Source organism: Kitasatospora sp. NPDC048545, from assembly GCF_040651155.1.
Lineage (GTDB): Bacteria > Actinomycetota > Actinomycetes > Streptomycetales > Streptomycetaceae > Kitasatospora.
Window position 1 is genome coordinate 48,913 of record NZ_JBEZIQ010000038.1, and the last position, 20,343, is coordinate 69,255.

At 73.6% G+C, this 20,343-nt stretch carries 18 protein-coding genes and 2 riboswitches; of the genes, 13 read left to right on the forward strand and 5 right to left on the reverse strand.

The window, feature by feature from the left end:
• Positions 1-68: 68 nt before the first annotated feature.
• The gene (locus AB0D10_RS30315) at positions 69-689 is read right to left on the reverse strand and encodes a heme-copper oxidase subunit III (protein WP_360262136.1); all 621 of its coding nucleotides are present in this window, start codon (positions 687-689) and stop codon (positions 69-71) included.
• A 395-nt stretch (positions 690-1,084) separates the two neighbouring features.
• Here AB0D10_RS30315 and AB0D10_RS30320 point away from each other — a divergent pair, with 395 nt between their 5' ends.
• The 3 genes from AB0D10_RS30320 (at position 1,085) to AB0D10_RS30330 (ending at position 4,400) form a co-directional block, all read left to right on the forward strand.
• Positions 1,085-1,510 carry a hypothetical protein gene (locus AB0D10_RS30320; protein WP_350522543.1) on the forward strand — a complete coding sequence of 142 codons (426 nt, stop codon included), beginning with the start codon at positions 1,085-1,087 and terminating at the stop codon, positions 1,508-1,510.
• Positions 1,511-1,629: 119 nt separating this feature from the next.
• Positions 1,630-2,706: an anthranilate phosphoribosyltransferase gene (gene trpD / locus AB0D10_RS30325; RefSeq protein ID WP_360262137.1), complete on the forward strand. Its 1,077-nt coding sequence runs from the start codon at positions 1,630-1,632 to the stop codon at positions 2,704-2,706.
• Positions 2,707-2,841: 135 nt separating this feature from the next.
• Positions 2,842-2,960: riboswitch (SAM riboswitch) on the forward strand.
• Between the two features lie 51 nt (positions 2,961-3,011).
• Positions 3,012-4,400 (forward strand): aminotransferase class V-fold PLP-dependent enzyme, encoded by a 1,389-nt coding sequence (locus tag AB0D10_RS30330; RefSeq protein ID WP_360262138.1) that lies wholly within the window; start codon positions 3,012-3,014, stop codon positions 4,398-4,400.
• 13 nt (positions 4,401-4,413) lie between these two features.
• Here AB0D10_RS30330 and AB0D10_RS30335 read toward each other — a convergent pair whose 3' ends face one another.
• Entirely contained in the window at positions 4,414-4,695 is a 282-nt protein-coding gene (locus tag AB0D10_RS30335; protein WP_189915153.1) for an Lrp/AsnC ligand binding domain-containing protein, read from the reverse strand.
• 41 nt (positions 4,696-4,736) lie between these two features.
• A complete protein-coding gene (locus tag AB0D10_RS30340) occupies positions 4,737-5,519 on the reverse strand; it encodes a rhomboid family intramembrane serine protease (RefSeq protein ID WP_360262139.1) in 783 nt (260 codons plus the stop codon).
• Between the two features lie 201 nt (positions 5,520-5,720).
• Here AB0D10_RS30340 and AB0D10_RS30345 point away from each other — a divergent pair, with 201 nt between their 5' ends.
• From AB0D10_RS30345 to AB0D10_RS30370, 6 genes are all read left to right on the forward strand, one after another.
• On the forward strand, positions 5,721-5,984 hold the full coding sequence (locus AB0D10_RS30345) for a hypothetical protein (protein WP_360262140.1): 264 nt from the start codon (positions 5,721-5,723) through the stop codon (positions 5,982-5,984).
• Positions 5,985-6,375: 391 nt separating this feature from the next.
• Complete coding sequence (locus tag AB0D10_RS30350; RefSeq protein WP_360262181.1) at positions 6,376-7,677, forward strand: NYN domain-containing protein; 1,302 nt, start codon at positions 6,376-6,378, stop codon at positions 7,675-7,677.
• A gap of 199 nt (positions 7,678-7,876) precedes the next feature.
• Positions 7,877-8,914 carry an NlpC/P60 family protein gene (locus AB0D10_RS30355; RefSeq protein ID WP_360262141.1) on the forward strand — a complete coding sequence of 346 codons (1,038 nt, stop codon included), beginning with the start codon at positions 7,877-7,879 and terminating at the stop codon, positions 8,912-8,914.
• Positions 8,915-9,250: 336 nt separating this feature from the next.
• Positions 9,251-9,404: riboswitch (cyclic di-AMP (ydaO/yuaA leader) on the forward strand.
• Positions 9,405-9,414: 10 nt separating this feature from the next.
• Positions 9,415-10,536, forward strand: coding sequence for an NlpC/P60 family protein (locus AB0D10_RS30360; RefSeq protein ID WP_360262142.1), 1,122 nt, complete (start codon positions 9,415-9,417; stop codon positions 10,534-10,536).
• Between the two features lie 226 nt (positions 10,537-10,762).
• Complete coding sequence (locus AB0D10_RS30365) at positions 10,763-11,809, forward strand: NlpC/P60 family protein (protein WP_360262143.1); 1,047 nt, start codon at positions 10,763-10,765, stop codon at positions 11,807-11,809.
• Between the two features lie 179 nt (positions 11,810-11,988).
• Complete coding sequence (locus AB0D10_RS30370; protein ID WP_360262144.1) at positions 11,989-13,011, forward strand: hypothetical protein; 1,023 nt, start codon at positions 11,989-11,991, stop codon at positions 13,009-13,011.
• Between the two features lie 67 nt (positions 13,012-13,078).
• Here the strand turns inward: AB0D10_RS30370 and AB0D10_RS30375 are convergent, their stop codons facing one another.
• Positions 13,079-14,449, reverse strand: coding sequence for a glycosyltransferase family 87 protein (locus AB0D10_RS30375; RefSeq protein ID WP_360262145.1), 1,371 nt, complete (start codon positions 14,447-14,449; stop codon positions 13,079-13,081).
• Positions 14,450-14,682: 233 nt separating this feature from the next.
• On the opposite strand from AB0D10_RS30375, the gene AB0D10_RS30380 reads away from it, so the two are divergent.
• Complete coding sequence (locus tag AB0D10_RS30380; protein ID WP_360262146.1) at positions 14,683-15,819, forward strand: glycosyltransferase family 4 protein; 1,137 nt, start codon at positions 14,683-14,685, stop codon at positions 15,817-15,819.
• Positions 15,820-15,879: 60 nt separating this feature from the next.
• Here the strand turns inward: AB0D10_RS30380 and AB0D10_RS30385 are convergent, their stop codons facing one another.
• A complete protein-coding gene (locus AB0D10_RS30385; RefSeq protein WP_360262147.1) occupies positions 15,880-17,673 on the reverse strand; it encodes an AMP-dependent synthetase/ligase in 1,794 nt (597 codons plus the stop codon).
• Positions 17,674-18,009: 336 nt separating this feature from the next.
• Between AB0D10_RS30385 and AB0D10_RS30390 the strand changes: the two genes are divergently transcribed.
• The 3 genes from AB0D10_RS30390 (at position 18,010) to AB0D10_RS30400 (ending at position 20,294) form a co-directional block, all read left to right on the forward strand.
• Positions 18,010-18,471 (forward strand): SRPBCC family protein, encoded by a 462-nt coding sequence (locus tag AB0D10_RS30390; protein ID WP_360262148.1) that lies wholly within the window; start codon positions 18,010-18,012, stop codon positions 18,469-18,471.
• 24 nt (positions 18,472-18,495) lie between these two features.
• Entirely contained in the window at positions 18,496-19,668 is a 1,173-nt protein-coding gene (locus AB0D10_RS30395) for an ArsA-related P-loop ATPase (RefSeq protein ID WP_360262149.1), read from the forward strand.
• Between the two features lie 173 nt (positions 19,669-19,841).
• Positions 19,842-20,294: a DUF5304 family protein gene (locus tag AB0D10_RS30400; protein WP_360262150.1), complete on the forward strand. Its 453-nt coding sequence runs from the start codon at positions 19,842-19,844 to the stop codon at positions 20,292-20,294.
• The last annotated feature ends 49 nt before the right edge of the window (positions 20,295-20,343 follow it).

Sequence of the window (20,343 nt, forward strand, 5' to 3'; positions counted from 1 at the left end):
CGGCAGAAGCGGCCCGTCGCCGGTGAGGGCGGGGGCCGCAGCCGGTGGCCAGCGACCTGATCAGCTGGTTACTTGATCAGGTAGATGGTCGCGAACAGGCCGATCCACACGACGTCGACGAAGTGCCAGTAGTACGACACGACGATCGCGGCGGTGGCCTGCTCGTGCGTGAAGCGCTTGGCTGCGTACGTCCGTCCCAGGACCAGCAGGAAGGCGATCAGACCACCCGTCACGTGCAGGCCGTGGAAGCCGGTGGTCAGGTAGAACACCGTGCCGTACGGGTCGGAGGACAGCGACAGGCCGTCCTTCTTGACCAGCTCGGTGTACTCGTAGACCTGGCCGCCGATGAAGACCGCGCCCATCATGAACGTGATGATGAACCACATGCGGAGCTTCTTCACGTCACCGCGTTCGGCGGCGAACACGCCGAGCTGGCAGGTGAGCGAGGAGAGCACCAGGACGGTGGTGTTGACCGAGGAGAACGCCACGTTGAGGGCGTGGGCCTTCTCGGTCCAGAACTCGGCCCCCTTGACGGAGCGGAGCGTGAAGTACATCGCGAAGAGGGCCGCGAAGAACATCAACTCGGAACTGAGCCAGACGATCGTTCCGACGCTGACCATGTTCGGCCGGTTGACCGATCCGTGCGCGTGCCCGGTTTCTACTGCTGTTGCTGTCGCCACGACGGACATTATGTCGGTCCCTTATTCCGTCTTCACGCCGGGGGGTGTCCCTCGGAGTGTCCGGTGCGTGCGGTATGCCCGCTTGGGGGCCGGTGGGGTGCCCGGATGGGGGCTGAGCAGCGGCGTGTCCCTTTTCTGACGGTTCCTCGGAGCGACCTGCGACCCCGTTGCCCGGCGCGTCGTTGCACGGTCGGAGCAGCCGCGGGAGGTAGGGGGAGCGGCCCGGGTCGGCCGTACGGGTGGACCGGGCGGGTCAGGGTGACGCGCCGTCCTCCGGGCGGGTGAGCCCAGGGCGCGGCGGCTTGAGGAGGAACGTGCGCGAGGGGCACTCGGCGGAGGGTGATCGGGAGTAGCATCCGGATCAGGCGAACGTGGTCCGGATCACACTTGAGGGAGCAGGGCCCATGGCGTACACGACCGATGAGACGCTCACCGTTCTCGTCTACAGCGACGACCGCAACACCCGCGAGCAGGTGCTGACGGCGCTCGGCCGTCGGCCCGCCGAGGATCTTCCCGAGCTGTCCTACCTGGAGTGCGCGACCACCCCCGCGGTGCTCAAGGCACTGGAGAAGGGCGGCGTGGACCTCTGCGTGCTGGACGGCGAGGCCGTCCCGGCCGGCGGGCTGGGGCTCGGGCGGCAGTTGAAGGACGAGATCTACGGCTGCCCGCCGGTGCTGGTGCTGATCGGCCGGCCGCAGGACTCCTGGCTCGCCGCCTGGAGCCGCGCCGACGCCGCGATCTCCCACCCGGTGGACCCGGTGGCGCTGGCCGAGGCGGTCGCCACCCTGCTGCGGGCGCGGCTGGCGAAGCGGGCTCCGGCCGCTCGTTGAGCGGTCCCGTCTCAGTAGTAGAGAAGAGGGGGCCATCGGCGCCCAGCCGCTCGATAGGCTGGCTCCATCCGTACGGACGTCCCCCGGAGCGGGGGAACCGACAACAGCTGGAGTCAGCCATGGTGAACGTGAACCCTGCGAACGGCGGTAGCGACCCCGCGCAGGTGGTCCGCTCCTGGCCGGACCTCCTGTCGGCGCTGTTGAAGGGGGAGGACCTCGACCGCTCCTCCACCGCGTGGGCGATGGACCGGATCATGAGCGGCGAGGCGTCCCCCGCCCAGGTGGCCGGCTTCATGATCGCCCTGCGGGCCAAGGGCGAGACGGTCGACGAGGTCAGTGGTCTGGTGGACGCGATGTACGCGCACGCCGAGCCGCTGGACGTCCCCGGCCCCGCGGTGGACATCGTCGGCACCGGCGGCGACCGCGCGAAGACCGTCAACATCTCCACGATGTCGGCGATCGTCGCGGCGGCGGCCGGCGCCAGGGTGGTCAAGCACGGCAACCGGGCCGCCTCCTCGTCGACCGGGTCCTCGGACGTGCTGGAGAAGCTCGGCGTGGCGCTGGACCTCCCCGCCCGGCGGATCGCCGAAGTGGTCGAGGAGGTCGGCCTCACCTTCTGCTTCGCGGCGAAGTTCCACCCCTCGATGCGGCACGCCGCCACCGCCCGGCGCGACCTCGGGGTGCCGACCGCCTTCAACATCCTCGGCCCGCTGACCAACCCGGCCAAGGTCACCTCGCACGCCGTGGGCTGCTTCGACACCCGGCTCGCCGGGCTGATCGCCGGGGTGCTCGCCCGGCGCGGTTCGACCGCGCTGGTCTTCCGCGGCGACGACGGACTGGACGAGCTGACCATCACCACCACCTCGCGGGTGTGGGTGGTGCGCGACGGAGTGGTCACCGAGACCTCCTTCGACCCGCGCGAGGTCGGCATCGAGCTGGTCGGCATCGAGACGCTGCGCGGCGGGGACCCGGCGTTCAACGCCGAGGTCGCGCGCCGGCTGCTGGCGGGGGAGCGCGGGCCGGTGCGGGACGCCGTCCTGCTGAACACGGCGGCGGCGCTGGTCGCGCTCGACCTGGGCGACGCGCCGCTGGCGGAGCAGCTCGCGGCGGGCATGGCGCGGGCCGCGGAGGCCATCGACTCGGGTGCGGCGCAGGAGCTGCTGCGGCGCTGGTCGGAGGCCACCAGCCGGAGCTGAAGCGGTGGTCGGGAGCCCGTGCCGGTGCGCCGGCACGGGCTCCCGGCGTCCGCGGAGGCGGGAGGGCGCGTGCGCTGTCCGGATGGTGGATACCCGTTTGACCGCCCGCTGGACGCGACCCTAGAGTCGACGGCAGGTCATGAGTGACAGCGTCAAGCCCCAGCTTGCTGTCCGGCAACCCTCCGTCCGTGGCGGGGTGCCCTGGGTGAGGACCGGGTCGCCACGGCACACCGTCCGTGCGGCAAGCGCGGACGCCCGACGACTAGCACTCCCGGGGTCCCCATACCCCGAAGGAGTGCATCCTCATGTCCCTCGCCACCGAAACCTGCGCCCCCCTCGCCGTCCTCGGCGCCGACGTCCAGGTCCCGCTCGCCAGCGGTGAGAAGGTCGGCTACGCGGCGCTCGACTACGCGGCCAGCGCCCCGGCGCTCCAGCGGGTGTGGGACGACGTCGCCGCCTACGCGCCGTACTACGGCAGCGTGCACCGCGGGGCCGGCTACCTCTCGCAGCTGTCCACCGACCTCTTCGAGCAGAGCCGCCGCACCGTCGCCGGGTTCCTCGACCTGCGCGAGGGCGACCAGGTGGTCTTCACCCGGGCCACCACCGACTCGCTCAACCTGCTGGCCTCCGCGGTTCCGGCCGGCACCCGGGTGTTCGCCTTCGAGACCGAGCACCACGCCTCGTTGCTGCCCTGGGCGCACGCCGGACTGGATGTCACCTACCTGCGCGCGCCGCGCTCGCGGGCCGGGGCGGTGGCCGCCCTGGACGCCGCCCTCGCCCAGGCCCCCGAAGGCCCGAAGCTGCTCTGCGTCACCGGTGCCTCCAACGTGACCGGCGAGCTGTGGCCGGTCGCCGAACTGACCCGGACCGCGCACCGGCACGGCGCCCGGGTGGTGCTGGACGCCGCCCAGCTGGCCCCGCACCACCGGGTCTCGGTGCGCGAGCTGGACGTCGACTGGATCGCCTTCTCCGGCCACAAGCTCTACGCGCCGTTCGGCGCCGGGGTGCTGGCCGGCCGGGCGGACTGGCTGGACGCGGCCGAGCCGTACCTGGCCGGCGGCGGCGCGACCCGGACGGTGGCCCGGGAGACGGACGGCTCGGTGGCCGTGGAGTGGCACACCGGCCCGGCCCGGCACGAGGCCGGTTCGCCGAACGTCATCGGCGCCTACGCGATCGCCTCGGCCTGCCGCGCACTGAGCGAGGCCGGCTTCGACGCGCTGGAGGCCCGCGAGCGGCAGCTGGTCGACCGGCTGACGGCCGGGCTGGCGGAGATCCCCGAGGTCAGGGTGCTGAACCTGTTCGGCGCCGGCTCGGCGCGGGTGGGCGTGCTGTCCTTCGTCGTCCGGGACTGGAACAGCTCGCACTTCTCGGCCGCGCTGTCCGCCGAGTACGGCATCGGCGTGCGCGACGGCCTGTTCTGCGCCCACCCGCTGGTGCGCACCCTGCTCGGGGACGAGGACGTCGCGCCCGGTCCGGTCTCCGAGTGTGGTGCGCCGGAGCCCTCGCTGCCGGGCGAGCGCAGCCTGAACGCGATCCGGGTCAGCTTCGGAGCCGGGACTCCGGACGAGCACGTCGACCGCTTCCTGACCGCCGTCCGCGAGCTGGTCACGGAGGGCGCGGCGTGGAACTACCGCAACGAGGGCGGGCGTTGCGTCGCGACGGTGCAGGTCGACCGCGGCCGCCGAGAGGGCTGAGCCGGAGGCCCCGCTACTCGTCCAGGCCGAGGGCGAAGGCCGCTTCCAGGTCGTGCTGGGAGTAGGTGCGGAAGGCGATCTGGGTCTCGGTGTGGGCCACGCCCGGGACCTTGTTGAGCCGGCCCGGGATGACCTCGGCCAGGTCGTCGTGACGGCGCACCCGGACCATCGCGACCAGGTCGTACCCACCGGTCACCGAGTAGACCTCGCTGACGCCCTCGATGGAGGCGATGGCCTCGGCGATCTCCGGGATGCGGTCGACACTGGTCTTGATCAGGACGATGGCGGTGATCACTGTTCCGGCTCCTTTGTGGGGTGCCGCCAGCGTATCGGGCGTCAGCCGGGTCGTCTCGGGGGGTGGCGGACCACGGTGCAGGCGTAGAGGAACCCGGCCGAGAAGCCGATCACGTGGACCAGGTAGGCCACCCCCGGGCCCGCCGCGTGCACCGACCACCACTGCAGGGCGAACCAGAGGCCGAGCACCAGCCAGGCCGGAAAGCGCAGCGGCAGGAAGAACAGCAGCGGGACGAGGGTCGTCACCCGGGCGCGCGGGTGGAAGCGCAGGTAGGCGCCCAGGACGCCGGAGATCGCGCCGGAGGCGCCGATGAGGACCCGGGTGGAATCCGGCGAGTGCGCCTCGGCGAGCGCGAAGCCGTACGCGGCCAGGCTGCCGACGGCCAGGTAGAAGACGGCGTACCGGGCGCGGCCCAGCCGCCGTTCGACGGTGGGGCCGAAGACGTGGAGGAAGAGCAGGTTGCCGAGCAGGTGCAGCCAGCCGGCGTGCAGGAAGAGGCCGGTGAGGGCGGACAGCGCCGGGTGCTTGCCCGGCGTCGGAGCGGCCGGGCAGCCGGGGACCGGGTCGGGGGCCTCGGCGAGCTGTTCGGTGGTCAGCGATCGTCCGGTCAGGAGTTCGGCCGGGACGGCGCCCCAGCGCTGCTCGTACCGCTGCTCCGCGCAGACCCGGGTCTGGCCGGTGCCGTACAGCGGATTCAGCCCGGCGGCCGGACCGAGGAGGAAGACCAGGGTGTTGACCGCGATCAGGGCGTAGGTGACCGCCGGGGCGGCCGCCTCCGGCCGGTCTCCCCGCTCGGCGGTGTGGTCGGGGGCCGCGAGCGCCATGCGGCCAAGCATCCCTCCGGGCGCCGCTGGTGACACGGCGGTTTACGGCAGGTGGACTAGCCCCGCTATTCCGCTGACCGGTGGTCGCGATGGTTGCCCCAGGCAATAGGCTTGGCGCGGGCATTCCCGCCTCCCGCCGCCGACGCCGGGGCTCCGGGGGGAGCGCCTAGCCCACGCAGGGACCACCCGAGAGGACCCCCGATGACCGTCCCCGCCCTGACCGCCGAGACGCGCTGGCGCTGCACCCTGTGCGGCAACCTCACCCGCTTCGACGTGACCCGCACCGCGCGGGTGACGGAGTTCCTGCACTTCGACCTCGCCGGCGACTCCAAGGTCGAGGAGACCGAGGTGCTGAGCGAGACCGTCGAGTCGGTGCGCTGCCGCTGGTGCAACGCCGTGGACCAGGTCGAGCTGGTGGCCCGTCCGGGTGCCGAGGGCGCGGAGGCCCCGACCGAGCAGGGCTGATCACCGCGGTGCGGCGGGCGGTGCGCGGCGCGCCCGTCCGCCGCACGGGACAATACAGACAAGACACACGGAGCGTGACGACAGGGGGCAGTCGCGGCCGTACCCAGCCGGAAACAGGATCGGAGCCGAGGACGTGGTGGACGCAGCGAAGGAGCCCGGCGAAGCGCAGGGGCTTCGGCCCGCTGCGCAGACGCCGGACGCCGGGACGGGACCGGCGGAGAGCGCCGTGCCCGCAGCCGGCGAGCCAGGGGTCGGCGGGTCCGGGCACGGCGGTGCGGAGGGCTTCGCGGCGGAGGGCGCCTCGTCCGGTGCCTCCGACGCGGCCGGCTCCCCGACCCCCTCGGAACTCCCCGGGTTCTCCGGCCCCGCCACGGAGCGCGCCGTCGAGAAGCTGGACCGGCCGCTGCCCGAGGGGGTGCGCCGTCGCGTGGTCGGGCTGGCCTCGGACGCGCTGGGCGGCCTGCCGCCGGGTGAGCTCCCGCAGAGCCTGCGTCAGTACGTGAAGTTCACCCCGGCGCGGCGGGCCAAGTACGCGGCCACGGCGCTGGCGGCCGCGCTGGAGGCGGAGCCGGCCTTCCGGGTGCGGATAGCGGAACGGCTGCGGCTGGGGCAGCCGGACCTGGTGCGGGCGCTGGAGTCGGGCAGCGTCCCGGGCGCCGCCGATCCGATGGACGTCGCGGCCGCCGCCTACCTGGTGCGTTCGGCGGGCTGGAGCCGGCTGGTCGCCGAGGTCGGCGAGGAGGCCGAGCGGGCCGGCGCCGAGGACGCGGCCGCCGAGGCGTCCCGGCTGGTGGAGAAGCTGCAGGCGGAGCTGGCCGAGGTGCGGGCCGCCGCGCGGGCGGACCTGGAGCGTCAGCGCGCGGAGTCCGAGGGCGTCCGGCGGGAGGCCGAGTCGCTGCGCAAGAAGGTGCGGTCGCTGGAGAGCGACACCCGCCGGGCGCAGGCGGAGACGCGCCGGGTGGCCGGGGAGCTGGAGGCCCTGAAGGCCCAGGGCGCGGCCGAGCGCAGCGCCGCCGAGACCGAGGCGCGGCGGCTCAAGCACCGGGTCTCCGAGCTGGAGACCGCCGCCGAGCAGGGCCGCCGGTCCGCCCGCGAGGGGCGCAGTGTCGAGGACATGAGGCTGCGGCTGCTGCTGGACACGATGTTGCAGTCGGCCCAGGGGCTGCAGCGGGAGCTGGCGCTGCCGGTCTCCCAGATCCGCCCGGCGGACCTGGTGGAGGCGGTGGTGCCGGGGGCGGCCTCCCCGCACGACGTGGCCCGGCGGGGGCTGGCCGAGGACGACCCGGCGCTGCTGGACCAGCTGTTGGCGATCCCGCAGGTGCACCTGGTGGTGGACGGCTACAACGTGACCAAGACCGGCTATCCGACGCTGCCGCTGGAGCAGCAGCGGATCCGGCTGTTGGGCGGGCTGGCGATGCTGGCGCAGCGCACGCAGGCGGAGGTCACCTGCGTGTTCGACGGGCAGGACCTGGACGTCCCGGTGATGATGGCGCCGCCGCGCGGGGTCCGGGTGCGGTTCAGCCGGACCGGGGAGACCGCGGACGAGCTGATCCGCCGCCTGGTGCGGGCGGAGCCGCAGGGCCGTCCGGTGGTGGTGGTGTCCGCCGACCGGGAGGTCGCGGAGGGCGTGCGGAAGGCGGGCGCGCGCCCGGTGGCGTCGGTGCTGCTGCTGAACCGGCTGGCCCGGCCCTGAACCGGGCCGGGCGGGATGACGCCTGCTCAGCGCCGGTTTCGCGGTGGTGTGCGGGTCCGGTGAAGTCGGTGTGGGAAACGGAGTTCACGCCTTCGGGGGAGTGGCAAAACCGGTAGATCCGCACTAGGGTCTGGCGTCAAACCTATTTTCCGGAATCTCATCCAATCGGGTGAGTCCGTTGGAAGAAGGAGCCGGTCTCTTGGCCTCCCACCGCCGTCCCAAGCAGCCGAGCCGCGCGCGGGTCTCCGTGCTCACCGCTGCCGCTGCGACCGCGGTCGCCCTCTCGGCCCAGGTGGCCGCGCACGCCGCGCCGCAGCCGAACAAGACGGACGTCAAGGCGCAGATCGACCAGCTCCAGGAGGAGCAGGAGCAGGCGGCGGAGAAGTTCAACGGCGCCAAGGAGCGGTCCGACCAGCTGCGCAAGCAGGCCGACCAGCTGCAGGACCAGGTGGCCCGCGGCCAGGAGCAGATGACCCAGCTGCAGGGCGGGCTGGCCGAGGTCGCGGGCGAGCAGTACCGCACCAACGGCATCGACCCCTCCGTCCAGCTGATGCTCTCCTCCGACCCGTCCGGCTACCTCCAGAAGGCCTCCACCGTCCAGCAGGCCAGCGCCAGCCAGGCCGAGGCGCTCAAGGGGCTGCTGGACCAGCAGCGCCGGCTGGACCAGGAGAAGTCCGAGGCCGCCGCCGTGCTGGCCTCCCTCGACACCACCACCAAGGACCTGAACCAGGCCAAGGCGGACGTCAACACCAAGCTGCAGGCCGCCCAGGACCTGCTGAACTCGCTCAGCGCCGCCGACCGCGCCGCGCTGAAGGCCCAGCAGGCGCAGGACGACCGGGCCTCGCGCGGCAGCGACCGGGTCGACCTGAGCAACCTGCCGCCGGCCAGCGGCTACGCGGCCGTGGCCGTGGCCAAGGCGATGAGCAAGCAGGGTTCCCCGTACGTCTGGGGCGCCACCGGGCCGAGCACCTTCGACTGCTCCGGGCTGATGCTCTGGGCGTACGGTCAGGCGGGCGTCTCGCTGCCGCGCACCTCGCAGGAGCAGGGCCACTACGGCACCGCGGTGCCCGGGCTGGCCGCGGCGCAGCCCGGCGACCTGGTCATCTACGGCGGCGACATGCACCACGTCGGGATGTACATCGGCAACGGCATGGTGGTCCACGCGCCGCACACCGGTGACGTGGTGAAGGTGATGAAGGCCGACGCGATGCCGATCAACACGATCCGCCGGGTCTGACGGCCCGACACGCCGGAGAGGTTCGACCGGCCCCTGTGATCCGCACCACCCCCGTCGGGGGTGGTGTTCAGGTTTTCGAGCGTTTTGCGACCAACGGGTGAGACCTGATCAGCCTTGCGTACGGCAATGGTCACCATCGGTCATTTTCACAAAGGAACTTGGGTAATCTTCCGTCTTTTTTCTGACAAGGATTTGAACCGATCACGGTTCAGTTACTAGGGTCATGCCCCAGAGCACCGCAGTGTCGATCACCCAGCCAGGGTGGCAGCGGTGGTCACCGTCGAGTTCGCGAGGCAGCGGGGCAGGTCGAAGCGACTGCCCGACAGGGGAGCCCAGCAAGCGGGGGCGCTGCGCAGCGGAGCCGGGGAACCACGTTCCTCCGGGGTGAATCGGCGCCAGGTCGGCCGGTGGAACGGCCGTGAGGCGTCGTAGGGCATGCTTCCGGCCCGAACCCGTCAGCTCACCCGGTAGGCGGACGTAGGAAGAAGGAGCCCGCCTTCGTGGCGTCCCATCGTCGTCCCAAGCCAGCAGGCCGCGCCCGCGTCTCGATCCTGACCGGTGTCGCTGCCGCAGCCGTCGCCCTCTCCGCGCAGTCCGGCGCGCACGCCGACCCGCAGCCGACCAAGGACCAGGTCAAGGAGCAGGTCGACCAGCTCAACGTGCAGGCCGAGGTGGCGACCGAGCAGTACAACGCCGCCCAGGAGAAGCAGCAGACGCTGGAGAAGCAGGTCTCCGGTCTTCAGGACCAGGTGGCCCGCCAGCAGGAGCAGGTGACCGACCTGCAGGGCGGCCTGGCCCAGATCGCCGGGGAGCAGTACCGCAACGGCGGCATATCCCCGACCGTCCAGCTGATGTTCTCGTCCAGCCCGGACAACTTCCTCACCCAGGCCGGCACGCTGAACCAGGCCGGTGACACCCAGAAGAACCAGCTGAAGCAGCTCCAGGAGCAGCAGCGCAAGCTCGACCAGGACCGCGCCGAGGCCCAGGGCAAGCTCGCCGAGCTGGAGTCGACCACCCAGCAGCTGAAGGCCTCCAAGGACGAGGTCCAGAACAAGCTGAAGGCCGCCCAGGACCTGCTCAACACCCTGACCGAGCAGGAGCGCCAGGCGCTGCGCGCGGCCGAGGAGAAGGCCGCCGCCGACGCCAAGGCCCAGGCCGACGCCGCGAAGGCCCAGCAGCAGGCCGCCGACCGCGCCTCGCGCGACAACAGCCGCACCAACCTGTCGGCGCCCTCGTCCACGCCGGCCGGCGCGCTCCCGGCCCCCGGCAGCTCGCGCGGTGCCGCCGCGCTCTCCGCCGCGGCCTCCAAGGTCGGCAGCCCGTACGTGTGGGGCGCCACCGGCCCGGGCTCCTTCGACTGCTCCGGCCTGATGGTCTGGGCGTTCAACCAGGTCGGCGTCTCGCTGCCGCGCACCTCGCAGGAGCAGGCGCACGCCGGCACCCGGATCGGCACCGACCTGTCCCAGGCCCAGCCCGGCGACCTCCTGATCTTCTTCGGGGACGCCCACCACGTCGGCATCTACGCCGGCAACGGCCAGGTGCTGCACGCTCCCAAGCCGGGTGCGTCGGTCCGCTACGAGGCCGTCACCAACATGCCGCTGAGCGGCATCGTGCGGGTCTGATCCCCGCTCGGCGCCTCCGGGCCCGGTCTTCCATCACGGAAGGCCGGGCCTGCGGCTTTTCCGGCTGCTCGGGCTGATGTCCGATTAGGAGTCAAATATTCGGGTCCGGAGGGGTTTGGACTCGCTTGCCCGGACTCGCTAACGTCTGCCACCGGACTCCCGCTCGACGGCCGCCCGCAGTGGGGCGGCGGCGGGGCCGAGCCGCCGGATTGGAGCCGTTGCCGCCATGCCCGTGCACCGCCGTTCCCAACTGCTCGCCCGCGCACTGGTGCTGACGGCGGCCGCCACCACCGCGCTCGGCGTCGCGACCGGAGGCAGCGCCCAGGCCGCTCCCGGCAGCCCGGACCCGACCGACCGCAAGGAGGTCAAGGCGCAGGTCGAGCAGCTCTACGAGGAGGCCGAGCAGGCGTCCGAGAAGTACAACGCGGCCCTGGAGGCCCAACGGCGCCTCCAGGGCGAGACCACGATCCTCCAGGGCGAGATCGCCGTCGCCCAGGACCAGCTCAACGAGCTGCGCGGCAGTCTGGCGACCGTGGCCGGGGCGCAGTACCGCGGCGGAGGGATGGCCCAGGCCGCCCAGCTGATGCTGTCCTCCGACCCGGCGGGGTACCTGGCCCGGGCCCGGACCATGGGCCAGGAGGCGCAGCGGCAGCATGAGACGCTGCACGAGCTGGTCGCCCGCGAGCGCCGGCTCGACCAGCGGCGCGTCGAGGCGACCGGCAAGCTCGCCGAACTGGACGAGGCCCGCCGCTCGCTCGCCGACAACAAGCAGCAGATCCAGCAGCGGCTCGCCGAGGCGCAGAAGCTGCTCAACGGCCTGGGCGCCGGCGAACGGGCCAGGATGACCGCCCAGGACGCCCGGGACGCCGAGCAGCGCGCCACCCGCGGCACCGACCGGCTGGACCTCGGCTCCGCCCCGGCCGCCTCCGAGCGCGGGGCGGCCGCGCTGGCCGCCGCGGTGCGGATGGTCGGGGCTCCGTACGTCTACGGAGCCACCGGGCCCCGCGCGTTCGACTGCTCCGGTCTGATGTACTACAGCTGGCGGCAGGCCGGAGTGACCCTGCCGCGCACTTCGCAGGCCCAGGCGTACGCCGGCCGGCGGATCAACCTCTCCGAAGCGCGACCGGGAGACCTGGTGATCTTCTACCGGGACATGCACCACGTCGGCATGTACGCCGGCGGCGGCGTGATCGTGCACGCCCCCTACCCGGGCGCCAAGGTCCGCTACGAGAGCGTCAACGCCATGCCGGTCTCGGGGGTGGTCCGGCTCTGAGCGCCTCGACGTCCGGCCCCCACGGGCCGCACCCGATAGACCTGCCCCGTCGCGCGCTGTCGCGGCGGGGTGCGCTGCTGCTCGCGGCCGGCGGGCTGGCCCAGCTGTCGCTGCCGCCGGTCGCCCCGGCGGCGGCACCGGCCCGGCAGGCGGCCGATCGGCGCGCCGAGGTGGCCGCGGTGCTGGCGGAGCGGGCACGCTCGCTGCCGGCCCGTTCGGGGCTTCCGGTGGTCGGGGCGGCGTACCGCAACCTGGTGCTCGCCGCGGGCGGCGGGCCGGACCGGCTGACCGCCGCGGCCGACCTGGTGGTGCGGATCGCCGGGTACGACGACGACCCCGTGGTGTACCCGCGCCGGATCGCGCTGACCGGGGCCCAGGACGGCTGGCGGGTCGAGCGCGAGGAGAGTGCGAGCGGGCCGCCGGCGCTCTGGGACTTCGGCCCCGTACGGTCGGCGCCGGGCGCGCACTGCCTGGTGCTCGGGTCGGCCGACGGACCCGACCCGGCCGGACTGGTCGCGGTGGGGGACCGGGCGGTACCGGCCGTCGAGGAGGTCTGGGGCGGGGCGTGGGCCGGTCGGCTGCTGCTCGAACTGCCCGCCACCGAGGAGCAGTTCGCGCGACTGTTGGAGGTCGACCCGGCGGGCTGGGCGGGCATGGCGGCGGTCACTGTGGCCGCCCCCGGCGCGCCCCGGCACACCCCGGCGGACCGGGTGCTGGTCAACCCCGAGGCGTACGGGCGCCTCAGCGACTTCGGCCGGCAGGTGGTCATCACGCACGAGGCCACCCACGTCGCGACCAGGTCCGACACCCGGGCCTGGACGCCGCTGTGGCTCTCCGAGGGCGTCGCCGACTGGACCGCCTACCGTGACTCCGGCCGCAGCCCGCAGCAGATCGCCCCCGAGCTGGCCCGGGACGTCGCCGCCGGGCGGCTGCCCGCCGACCTGCCCGAGGACCGGGACTTCGCCGCCGGGGCCGCCGGCATCGCCCAGGCCTACGAGCAGTCCTGGCTGGCCTGCGAGCTGATCGCCCGCCGCTACGGGCCGCAGCGGCTGGTCGCCTTCTACCGGGCGGTCGGCGCGGCCGACGGGACGGACGAGGATCGCGAGCGCCGTACGGACCGGCTGCTGCGCGCCGAACTGGGCGTCGGCCTCGGCGAGTTCGCCAGGCTCTGGCAGGCCGAGGTGGCGGCGCTGAAGGACTGAGGCCGACGGCCGGAACCGACGGCCGGAGTCCGGCCCTCCTGCTCGGGCCCGGCCCGGCGTGGCCGGTTCAGCGCCGCTGTTCGGCCGGCGCGCCCGGGTGGTCGATGCCGTCCAGCAGGTCCTGCTCGTACGCGATGCCCGGGCGCACCGGGTAGCCCGCGGCCGGCAGCGCGGCCGGGTCCCGGTCCAGCACCACCGTCGGCGGCAGCGGTGCCTCGCCGCGGGTGGAGCGCCACAGCCGGACGCAGGAGAGCACGGCGGCGGCCACCAGCAGCAGGTTGCGCAGGGCCAGCACGGTGATCGCGAGCGGGTCGCTGGCCAGGACCTGGGTGAACATCGTCGGGAACTCGACCAGCGTCAGCGGGCAGGCGATCAGGATCAGCAGCGCCACCGGCCGCTGGCTGGTGCCGCGCACGGTCAGGCAGACCGCCGCGACGCCGACCAGCCAGACCAGGTACTGCGGGCTGATCACCCGGCTGGTCACCACGAAGATCAGCAGCGCGCACAGCGCCGCGTCGTACATGGTGGCCGCGTTGCGGCGCTTCGAGGTGAAGCGCCACAGCAGCAGCCAGAGGAAGCCCAGCACCGTGCCGGCCATCATCACCTTGCTGATCACGCCGACCCACGGCCCGAGCATCTCGGGGGAGCCGTAGTTCATGGTGACCCGGCCGTCCCAGCCCCCGGCGATCCGGGCCAGGTGCAGCGGCAGGGCGCCGACCGACTCCACCTCGATGCCGCGGTCCTTCTGGAAGGCCAGGAAGTCGAAGGCGCCGTTCATGCCGGCCGCCAGCAGGAAGCCGATCGAGACGGCGGTGGCCCCCGCCAGTGTCCAGGAACGGCGGGTGCGGCGGCCGGAGGGGATGCCGATCAGGCCGAGCAGCGGCCAGACCTTGACGATGCCGCCCAGGCCCAGCAGCAGCCCGCCGACCGCCGGGCGGCGGATCAGTGCCAGCAGGCCGGCCAGGGTGACCGCGGTGACGATGACGTCGAAGCGGTTATAGATCATCGGACCGAGCAGCGGGACCCCCGCCACCCACATCCAGGCGCCGGTCAGCGCCCGGCCCCGGCGCAGGCCGGTGCGGACCAGCAGCGCGGCCGCGGCGGCGTCGGCGACCCCGCAGATCACCCAGAACGAGACCAGGTACGACCAGGGCAGCAGGCCCGGCAGCAGGATCACCAGGGCGGCGCCCGGCGGGTACTGCCAGGTCACGTCGTCGAAGGGGAAGGTGCCGGTCTGCAGCACGCCGTACCAGGCGTGGTAGATCATCCACACGTCGGCGGTGACGTCGCCGCCGGGTGACTTCAGCACGCCGGTGATCAGCAGCACCAGCACGGTGCGGGTGGCCACCCAGGTCGCGCCGAGCGCGGCCAGCGCCCCGAGCGGGCGGCCGAGCCGGCCGCGCGACGAACCGGACTCGGTGGCCGGGGCCAATTCCACTGCGCTCCCTCGTTCGTCTCGGACGTCCTCACCGGAGGCGTCGTACTGACGGACGCCGGGGCCGTCGTGTCCGCGGCCCCGGGGCCGACCTCCGGACCCACGTACTAGGACTGACCCGGGGGTCAAACGGTTGCCGTGCGCGGTTCCGTTCCCGGCGGGTCATGGTGTTGACCTATCGTACGGATCACCCAGCGGTACACCGCGCACCCCCCGACCGAGCGAGCCGTGGCCTGATGCACAGAACCTTGATCGTCACCAATGACTTCCCGCCCCGCCCGGGGGGCATCCAGGCCTTCGTCCACAACATGGCCGTCCGTCAGCCCGCAGGGAGCATCGTGGTGTACGCCTCGACCTGGCGGGACGGCAGCGAGGTGAGGCGCTTCGACGCCGAGCAGCCGTTCCCGGTGATCCGGGACCGGACGAAGGTGATGGTTCCCACACCCCGGGTCACCCGGCGGGCCGCCGAGATCCTGCGCGCCGAGCAGTGCGACTCGGTCTGGTTCGGCGCCGCTGCCCCGCTCGGCCTGATGGCGCCCGCGCTGCGCCGGGCCGGCGCCGGGCGGCTGCTCGGCATGACGCACGGCCACGAGGCCGCCTGGGCCCAGCTGCCGGGCTCCCGGCAGCTGCTGCGCCGGATCGGCGCGGGCACCGACGTGCTGACCTACCTGGGCGAGTACACCCGCTCCCGGATCGCCGCCGCCGTCGGGCCGCGGGCCGCGGGCCGGATGGTGCAGCTGCCGCCGGGCGTGGACGAGTCGACCTTCCACCCGGGCTCCGGGGGCGCCGAGGTCCGCCGCCGGCTCGGGCTCGCGGACCGGCCGGTCGTGGTCTGCGTCTCCCGGCTGGTGCCGCGCAAGGGCCAGGACACCCTGATCGAGGCGATGCCGCAGATCCTGGCCGACGTGCCGGACGCGGTGCTGCTGATCGTCGGCGGCGGGCCGTACCGGGCGGACCTGGAGAAGCTCGCGGACGCCAAGGGTGTACGGGACTCGGTGCGGTTCACCGGTTCGGTGCCCTGGGAGGAGCTGCCCGCCCACTACGGGGCCGGGGACGTCTTCGCGATGCCCTGCCGGACCCGGCGCGGGGGCCTGGACGTCGAGGGCCTGGGCATCGTCTACCTGGAGGCCTCGGCGACCGGCCTGCCGGTGGTCGCGGGGGACTCCGGCGGTGCACCTGACGCGGTGCTGGAGGGCGAGACCGGTTACGTGGTGCCCGGCGGTTCGGCCGCGGCGTCGGCCGAGCGGATCGTGCGGCTGCTGCGCGACGAGGAGCTGCGGCGGCGGATGGGCGAGGCCGGGCGGCGGTGGGTGGAGCGCTCCTGGCGCTGGGACCTGCTGGCCGGGCGGCTGACCTCGCTGCTGGCGGCCTGAGGCCCCGAACGGCGCAGGGCCCTGCCTCCGGGAGGAGGCAGGGCCCTGCGGCTGCGGTGGTCACTTCTTGTAGAGGGCCTCGACCTCGGCCGCGAAGTCCTTCAGCACGAGGTTGCGCTTGAGCTTCAGCGAGGGCGTCAGGTGGCCGCTCTCCTCGGAGAACTCGGTGTCCAGCAGGCGGAACTTCTTGACCGCCTCGGCGTGCGAGACGGCCGCGTTGCCGTCGTCCACCGCGCCCTGCAGGGCGGCGAGCAGGTCCGGGTCCTCGGCGAGGTCGCCGACGGTGGCGTCGGCGGGCTTGCCGTTGAGCTCCTTCCACTTGGGGAAGAAGTCCGGGTCGACGGTGATCAGGCAGGCGATGAACGGCTTGCGGTCGCCGACCACCATGACCTCGCCGACCAGGGCGTGGGCCCGGATCCGGTCCTCGATCACGGCCGGGGCGACGTTCTTGCCGCCGGCCGTGACGATGATCTCCTTCTTGCGGCCGGTGATGGTCAGGTAGCCCTCGGAGTCCAGCGAGCCGATGTCGCCGCTGGCCATCCAGCCGTCCCTGAGCGTGTCCGCGGTGGCGTGCGGGTTGTTCCAGTAGCCGGTGAAGACGTGCGGGCCCTTGAAGAAGACCTCGCCGTCCTCGGCGACCCGGACCGAGGCGCCGGGCACCGGCTGGCCGACCGTGCCGATCTTCGGCTTGTCCCACGGGTTGAAGGTGGTGGCCGCGCAGGTCTCCGTCAGGCCGTAGCCCTCCAGGACGGTGAAGCCGATGCCCCGGTAGAAGTGGCCCAGGCGCTCGCCGAGCGGGGCGCCGCCGGAGATGGCGTGGGTGGCGCGGCCGCCGAGCGCGGCGCGCAGCTTGCTGTAGACCAGCTTGTCGAAGACCGCGTGCTTGATCCGCAGGACCAGGCCGGCGCCGCCGGCGTCCAGCGCCCGGCTGTAGGCGATCGCGGTCTCGGCGGCCTTGTCGAAGATCTTGCCCTTGCCGTCGGCCTGGGCCTTGGCGCGGGCGGTGTTGTAGACCTTCTCGAAGACTCTCGGCACGCCCAGGATCAGGGTCGGCCGGAAGGCCGCCAGCTCGGCCGTGACGTCCTTGATGTCGGAGACGTGGCCGAGCTTGATCGGGGCCATCGCCGGGGCGATCTCGGCGATCCGGCCGAGCACGTGCGCCAGCGGCAGGAAGAGCAGGACGGAGCTCTCGCCGGTGCGGAACAGCGGGGCCAGCCGTTCGACGATGTTGCCGCACTCGGCGAGGAAGTTGCCGTGCGTCAGCTGACAGCCCTTCGGGCGGCCGGTGGTGCCCGAGGTGTAGACGATGGTCGCGATCGAGTCGGAGTCGGCGCTCCCGCGGTGCTCGGCGACGGTCTCGTCGGAGACCCCGTGGCCGGCCTCGGCCAGCGCGGCGACCGCGCCCTGCTCGATCTGCCAGGTGTGCTTCAGCTCCGGGAGACGGCCGCGGACCGCCTCGACCACCTCGTGGTGCTGGTCGGTCTCGGTGAGCACGGCGACCGCGCCGGAGTCGCCGAGGATCCACTCCACCTGCTCGGGGGAGGAGGTCTCGTACACCGGCACGGTGATGGCACCGGCCGACCAGATCGCGAAGTCCAGCAGCGTCCACTCGTACCGGGTCCGGGACATGATGCCCACGCGGTCCCCCGGGCGGATGCCGGTGGCGATCAGGCCCTTCGCTGCGGCGTGCACCTCGACCAGGAACTGGGCGGCGGTCAACTCCTGCCACTGGCCGTCCACCTTGCGGCTGAGGACCACGACGTCCGGGTGCCGCTCGGCGTTCTGGTGCACGAGGTCGGAGAGGTTACCGCCGCTCGGTACCTGGTAGAGGGCCGGAAGGCTGAAGTCGAGCAAGACTGCTCCTCGTTCGCGACGCTGCGGGACGGCAGGACGTTACTGCCCGGTAGGCAGCTTCGGCCAGGGGGGTCGGCCCCGGTGTTCGAAGTGTCACACCCGGCCGGGTCCGACCAGGCCGTGACCAGGTCGTTCGAATGGCACCCTACGGCAGCCCCGCGGTGACCGGCCGGTAGCATGCCCCGCCGCCCGGCGCCCGCCGGGCCGCGGCCGCCTGCGGAGCACCGCCCGTGCCGCCGACCGGATCGCCGGTCGCGATAGCCTGCTCCGGGCGGACCGGGCCGAGGGCGCCCCGGCCGGGCCGGCAGGCAGAGGGACGACGCGGAGGGCCATTCCATGGCGGAGCACACCAGGTCGAGCATCACCATCGACGCGAGCCCGGCCACGGTCATGGCCGTGATCGCCGACTTCGCCGCCTACCCGGCCTGGACCGGTGAGGTCAAGGAGATCGAGGTCCTGGAGACCGGCGAGGAGGGACGCGCCGCCAAGGTCCGGCTGCTGCTCGACGCCGGCGCCATCCGCGACGAGCACGTCCTCGCCTACACCTGGGACGGCGACCGCGAGGTCGGCTGGACCCTCGTCCGCAGCCAGATGCTCCGCTCGCTGGACGGCTCGTACACCCTCGCGCCGCTGGCCGGCGGCCGCACCGAGGTGACCTACCAGCTCGCCGTCGACGTCAAGATCCCGATGCTCGGCATGATCAAGCGCAAGGCCGAGAAGGTCATCATCGACCGCGCCCTGGCCGGACTGAAGAAGCGCGTCGAGGACGCCGACGGCAAGCCGCGCTCCGAGGGCTGACACGGCGGAACGGGGGTCGACGGCATGACGGCGACACGCACCATCCTGGTCAGCGGTGACGCGGGCGCGCCCGCGGTGGCCGCCGCCACCGCCCTGCACGCCGCACGGCGCGGACACCGCACCTGGCTGCTGGCGGCCGACGACCCGCACCGGGCGCTCGACTCCGCCCTCGGCACCCGGCTGGAGCCCGAACCGCTCGGCTACGCCCCGGGCCTGACCGTCTCCCGAATCGACGAGCAGGCCGCCTTCCGCTACGCCGTCGGCGAGCTCACCGGCCGGCTCAAGCCCGCCCTCGACCTGCTCGGCGCCGAACAGCTCGACCCCGAGGAGCTCACCGCTCTCCCCGGCATCGCCCGGCTCGCCCTGCTGCGCGCCCTGCCCGCCGCGGACCAGGACGTCCTGGTCGTGCTCGCCCCGCCGCCCGCCGAGCTGATCGCCACCCTCGCCCTGCCCGAGCAACTGGCCCGCTACCTGGACCGGCTCGTCCCCGAGCAGCGGCAGGCCGCCCGGGCGCTGCGCCCGCTGCTGGCCGGACTGGCCGGCGTCCCGATGCCCGCCGACTGGCTGTACGAGGGGCGCGGCAAGGCCGCCGCGGCGCTCGCCGAGTCCGGCGCCGCGATCGCCGACCCCGGCACCAGCGTCCGCCTGGTCGTCCCCGCCGACGGCCACCCGTACGGGGAACTGCGCCGGATCCGGGCCGGGCTCGCGCTCCACGGGCACCGGCCGGACGCCGTGGTCGTGCACGGTGTGCTGCCCGAGGCCGCCGCCGCCTCGCCCGACCCCTGGCTGGCCGCGCTGGCCCGCCGACGGCAGGAGGAACTGGCCGCCCTCGCCGCCGGGACCGACGCCCCGGTCCTGGTCACCGGCCTCGCCGACGCCAGCCTGGAGGCCGTCGCCGACCGCCTGTACGGGGACGGCCCCGGCCCCGAACGGCTCGCCCCGGTGCCCTGGACGGTCGAGGACCGGCTCGCCGAGGACGGCCTGCTGGTCTGGCACCTCGACCTGCCCGGCGCCGACCGGGCGGAGCTGGACCTGGTCCGCCGGGGCGACGACCTGGTGGTCGGCCTCGGCGCCCACCGCCGGGTGCTCACCCTGCCGTCCGCGCTGCGCCGCTGCACGGTGGCCGGGGCCGGGCTGCTGGACGGGGCGCTCACCGTGCGGTTCGCTCCCGATCCTTCGCTCTGGCCGCAGGGCTGACCGGCCACCCGGCGCGGATCCGAGGCCCCGTGGGGGCCTGCGGCAGGGCCTCCCACGGGCCCGCATCGGGGCCCCGGGCAGGCGCCGTTCGGCCTTTCCGGGGGGTACGGCCGGTCGGGTAGCGTCGGGCCGGAGGGCCGCGGGGTGCGGCCACGGCCGAGGAGGCGCCCGCGATGACCAGCACCGACGACCGCACCGAGCCCGTCGACGACCGCACCGAGCCCGTCGGGGGCCGCACCGAGGCCGCCGACGGGCGGGCCGGGCAGGTTGACGGGGAGGAGGGGGCTCGGGCCGACGGGCAGGCTCACCCGTTCGGGCCGGAGCTGGGCCCGCTGGTGGACGAGGTGCGCCGGTTCGCGACGGCCCTCGGCGAGAAGGCGCAGGAGACCAGCGCCACCACCCTGATCACCCTCTCCGGCCTGGCCGACCGCCTGCGCGCCCAGCAGCCGGAGATCTACACCCACCTCGCCGCCGCCGGCTCCGGGATCGCCGCCGCGGGCGCCGAGCTGCTGGCCGCCTACCGCGCCGCCGTGGCCGGGCACGAGAGCCGCTGGACCGCCGGGCAGGGCGCGGCCACCGAGAAGATCGACCTCGACGGGCCTGACGAGCCGTCCGCCAAGCAGTGAAACCGTAACTTTCGGAGGGTGACTGCGTTGCTCCCGTGCGTCACGAAGG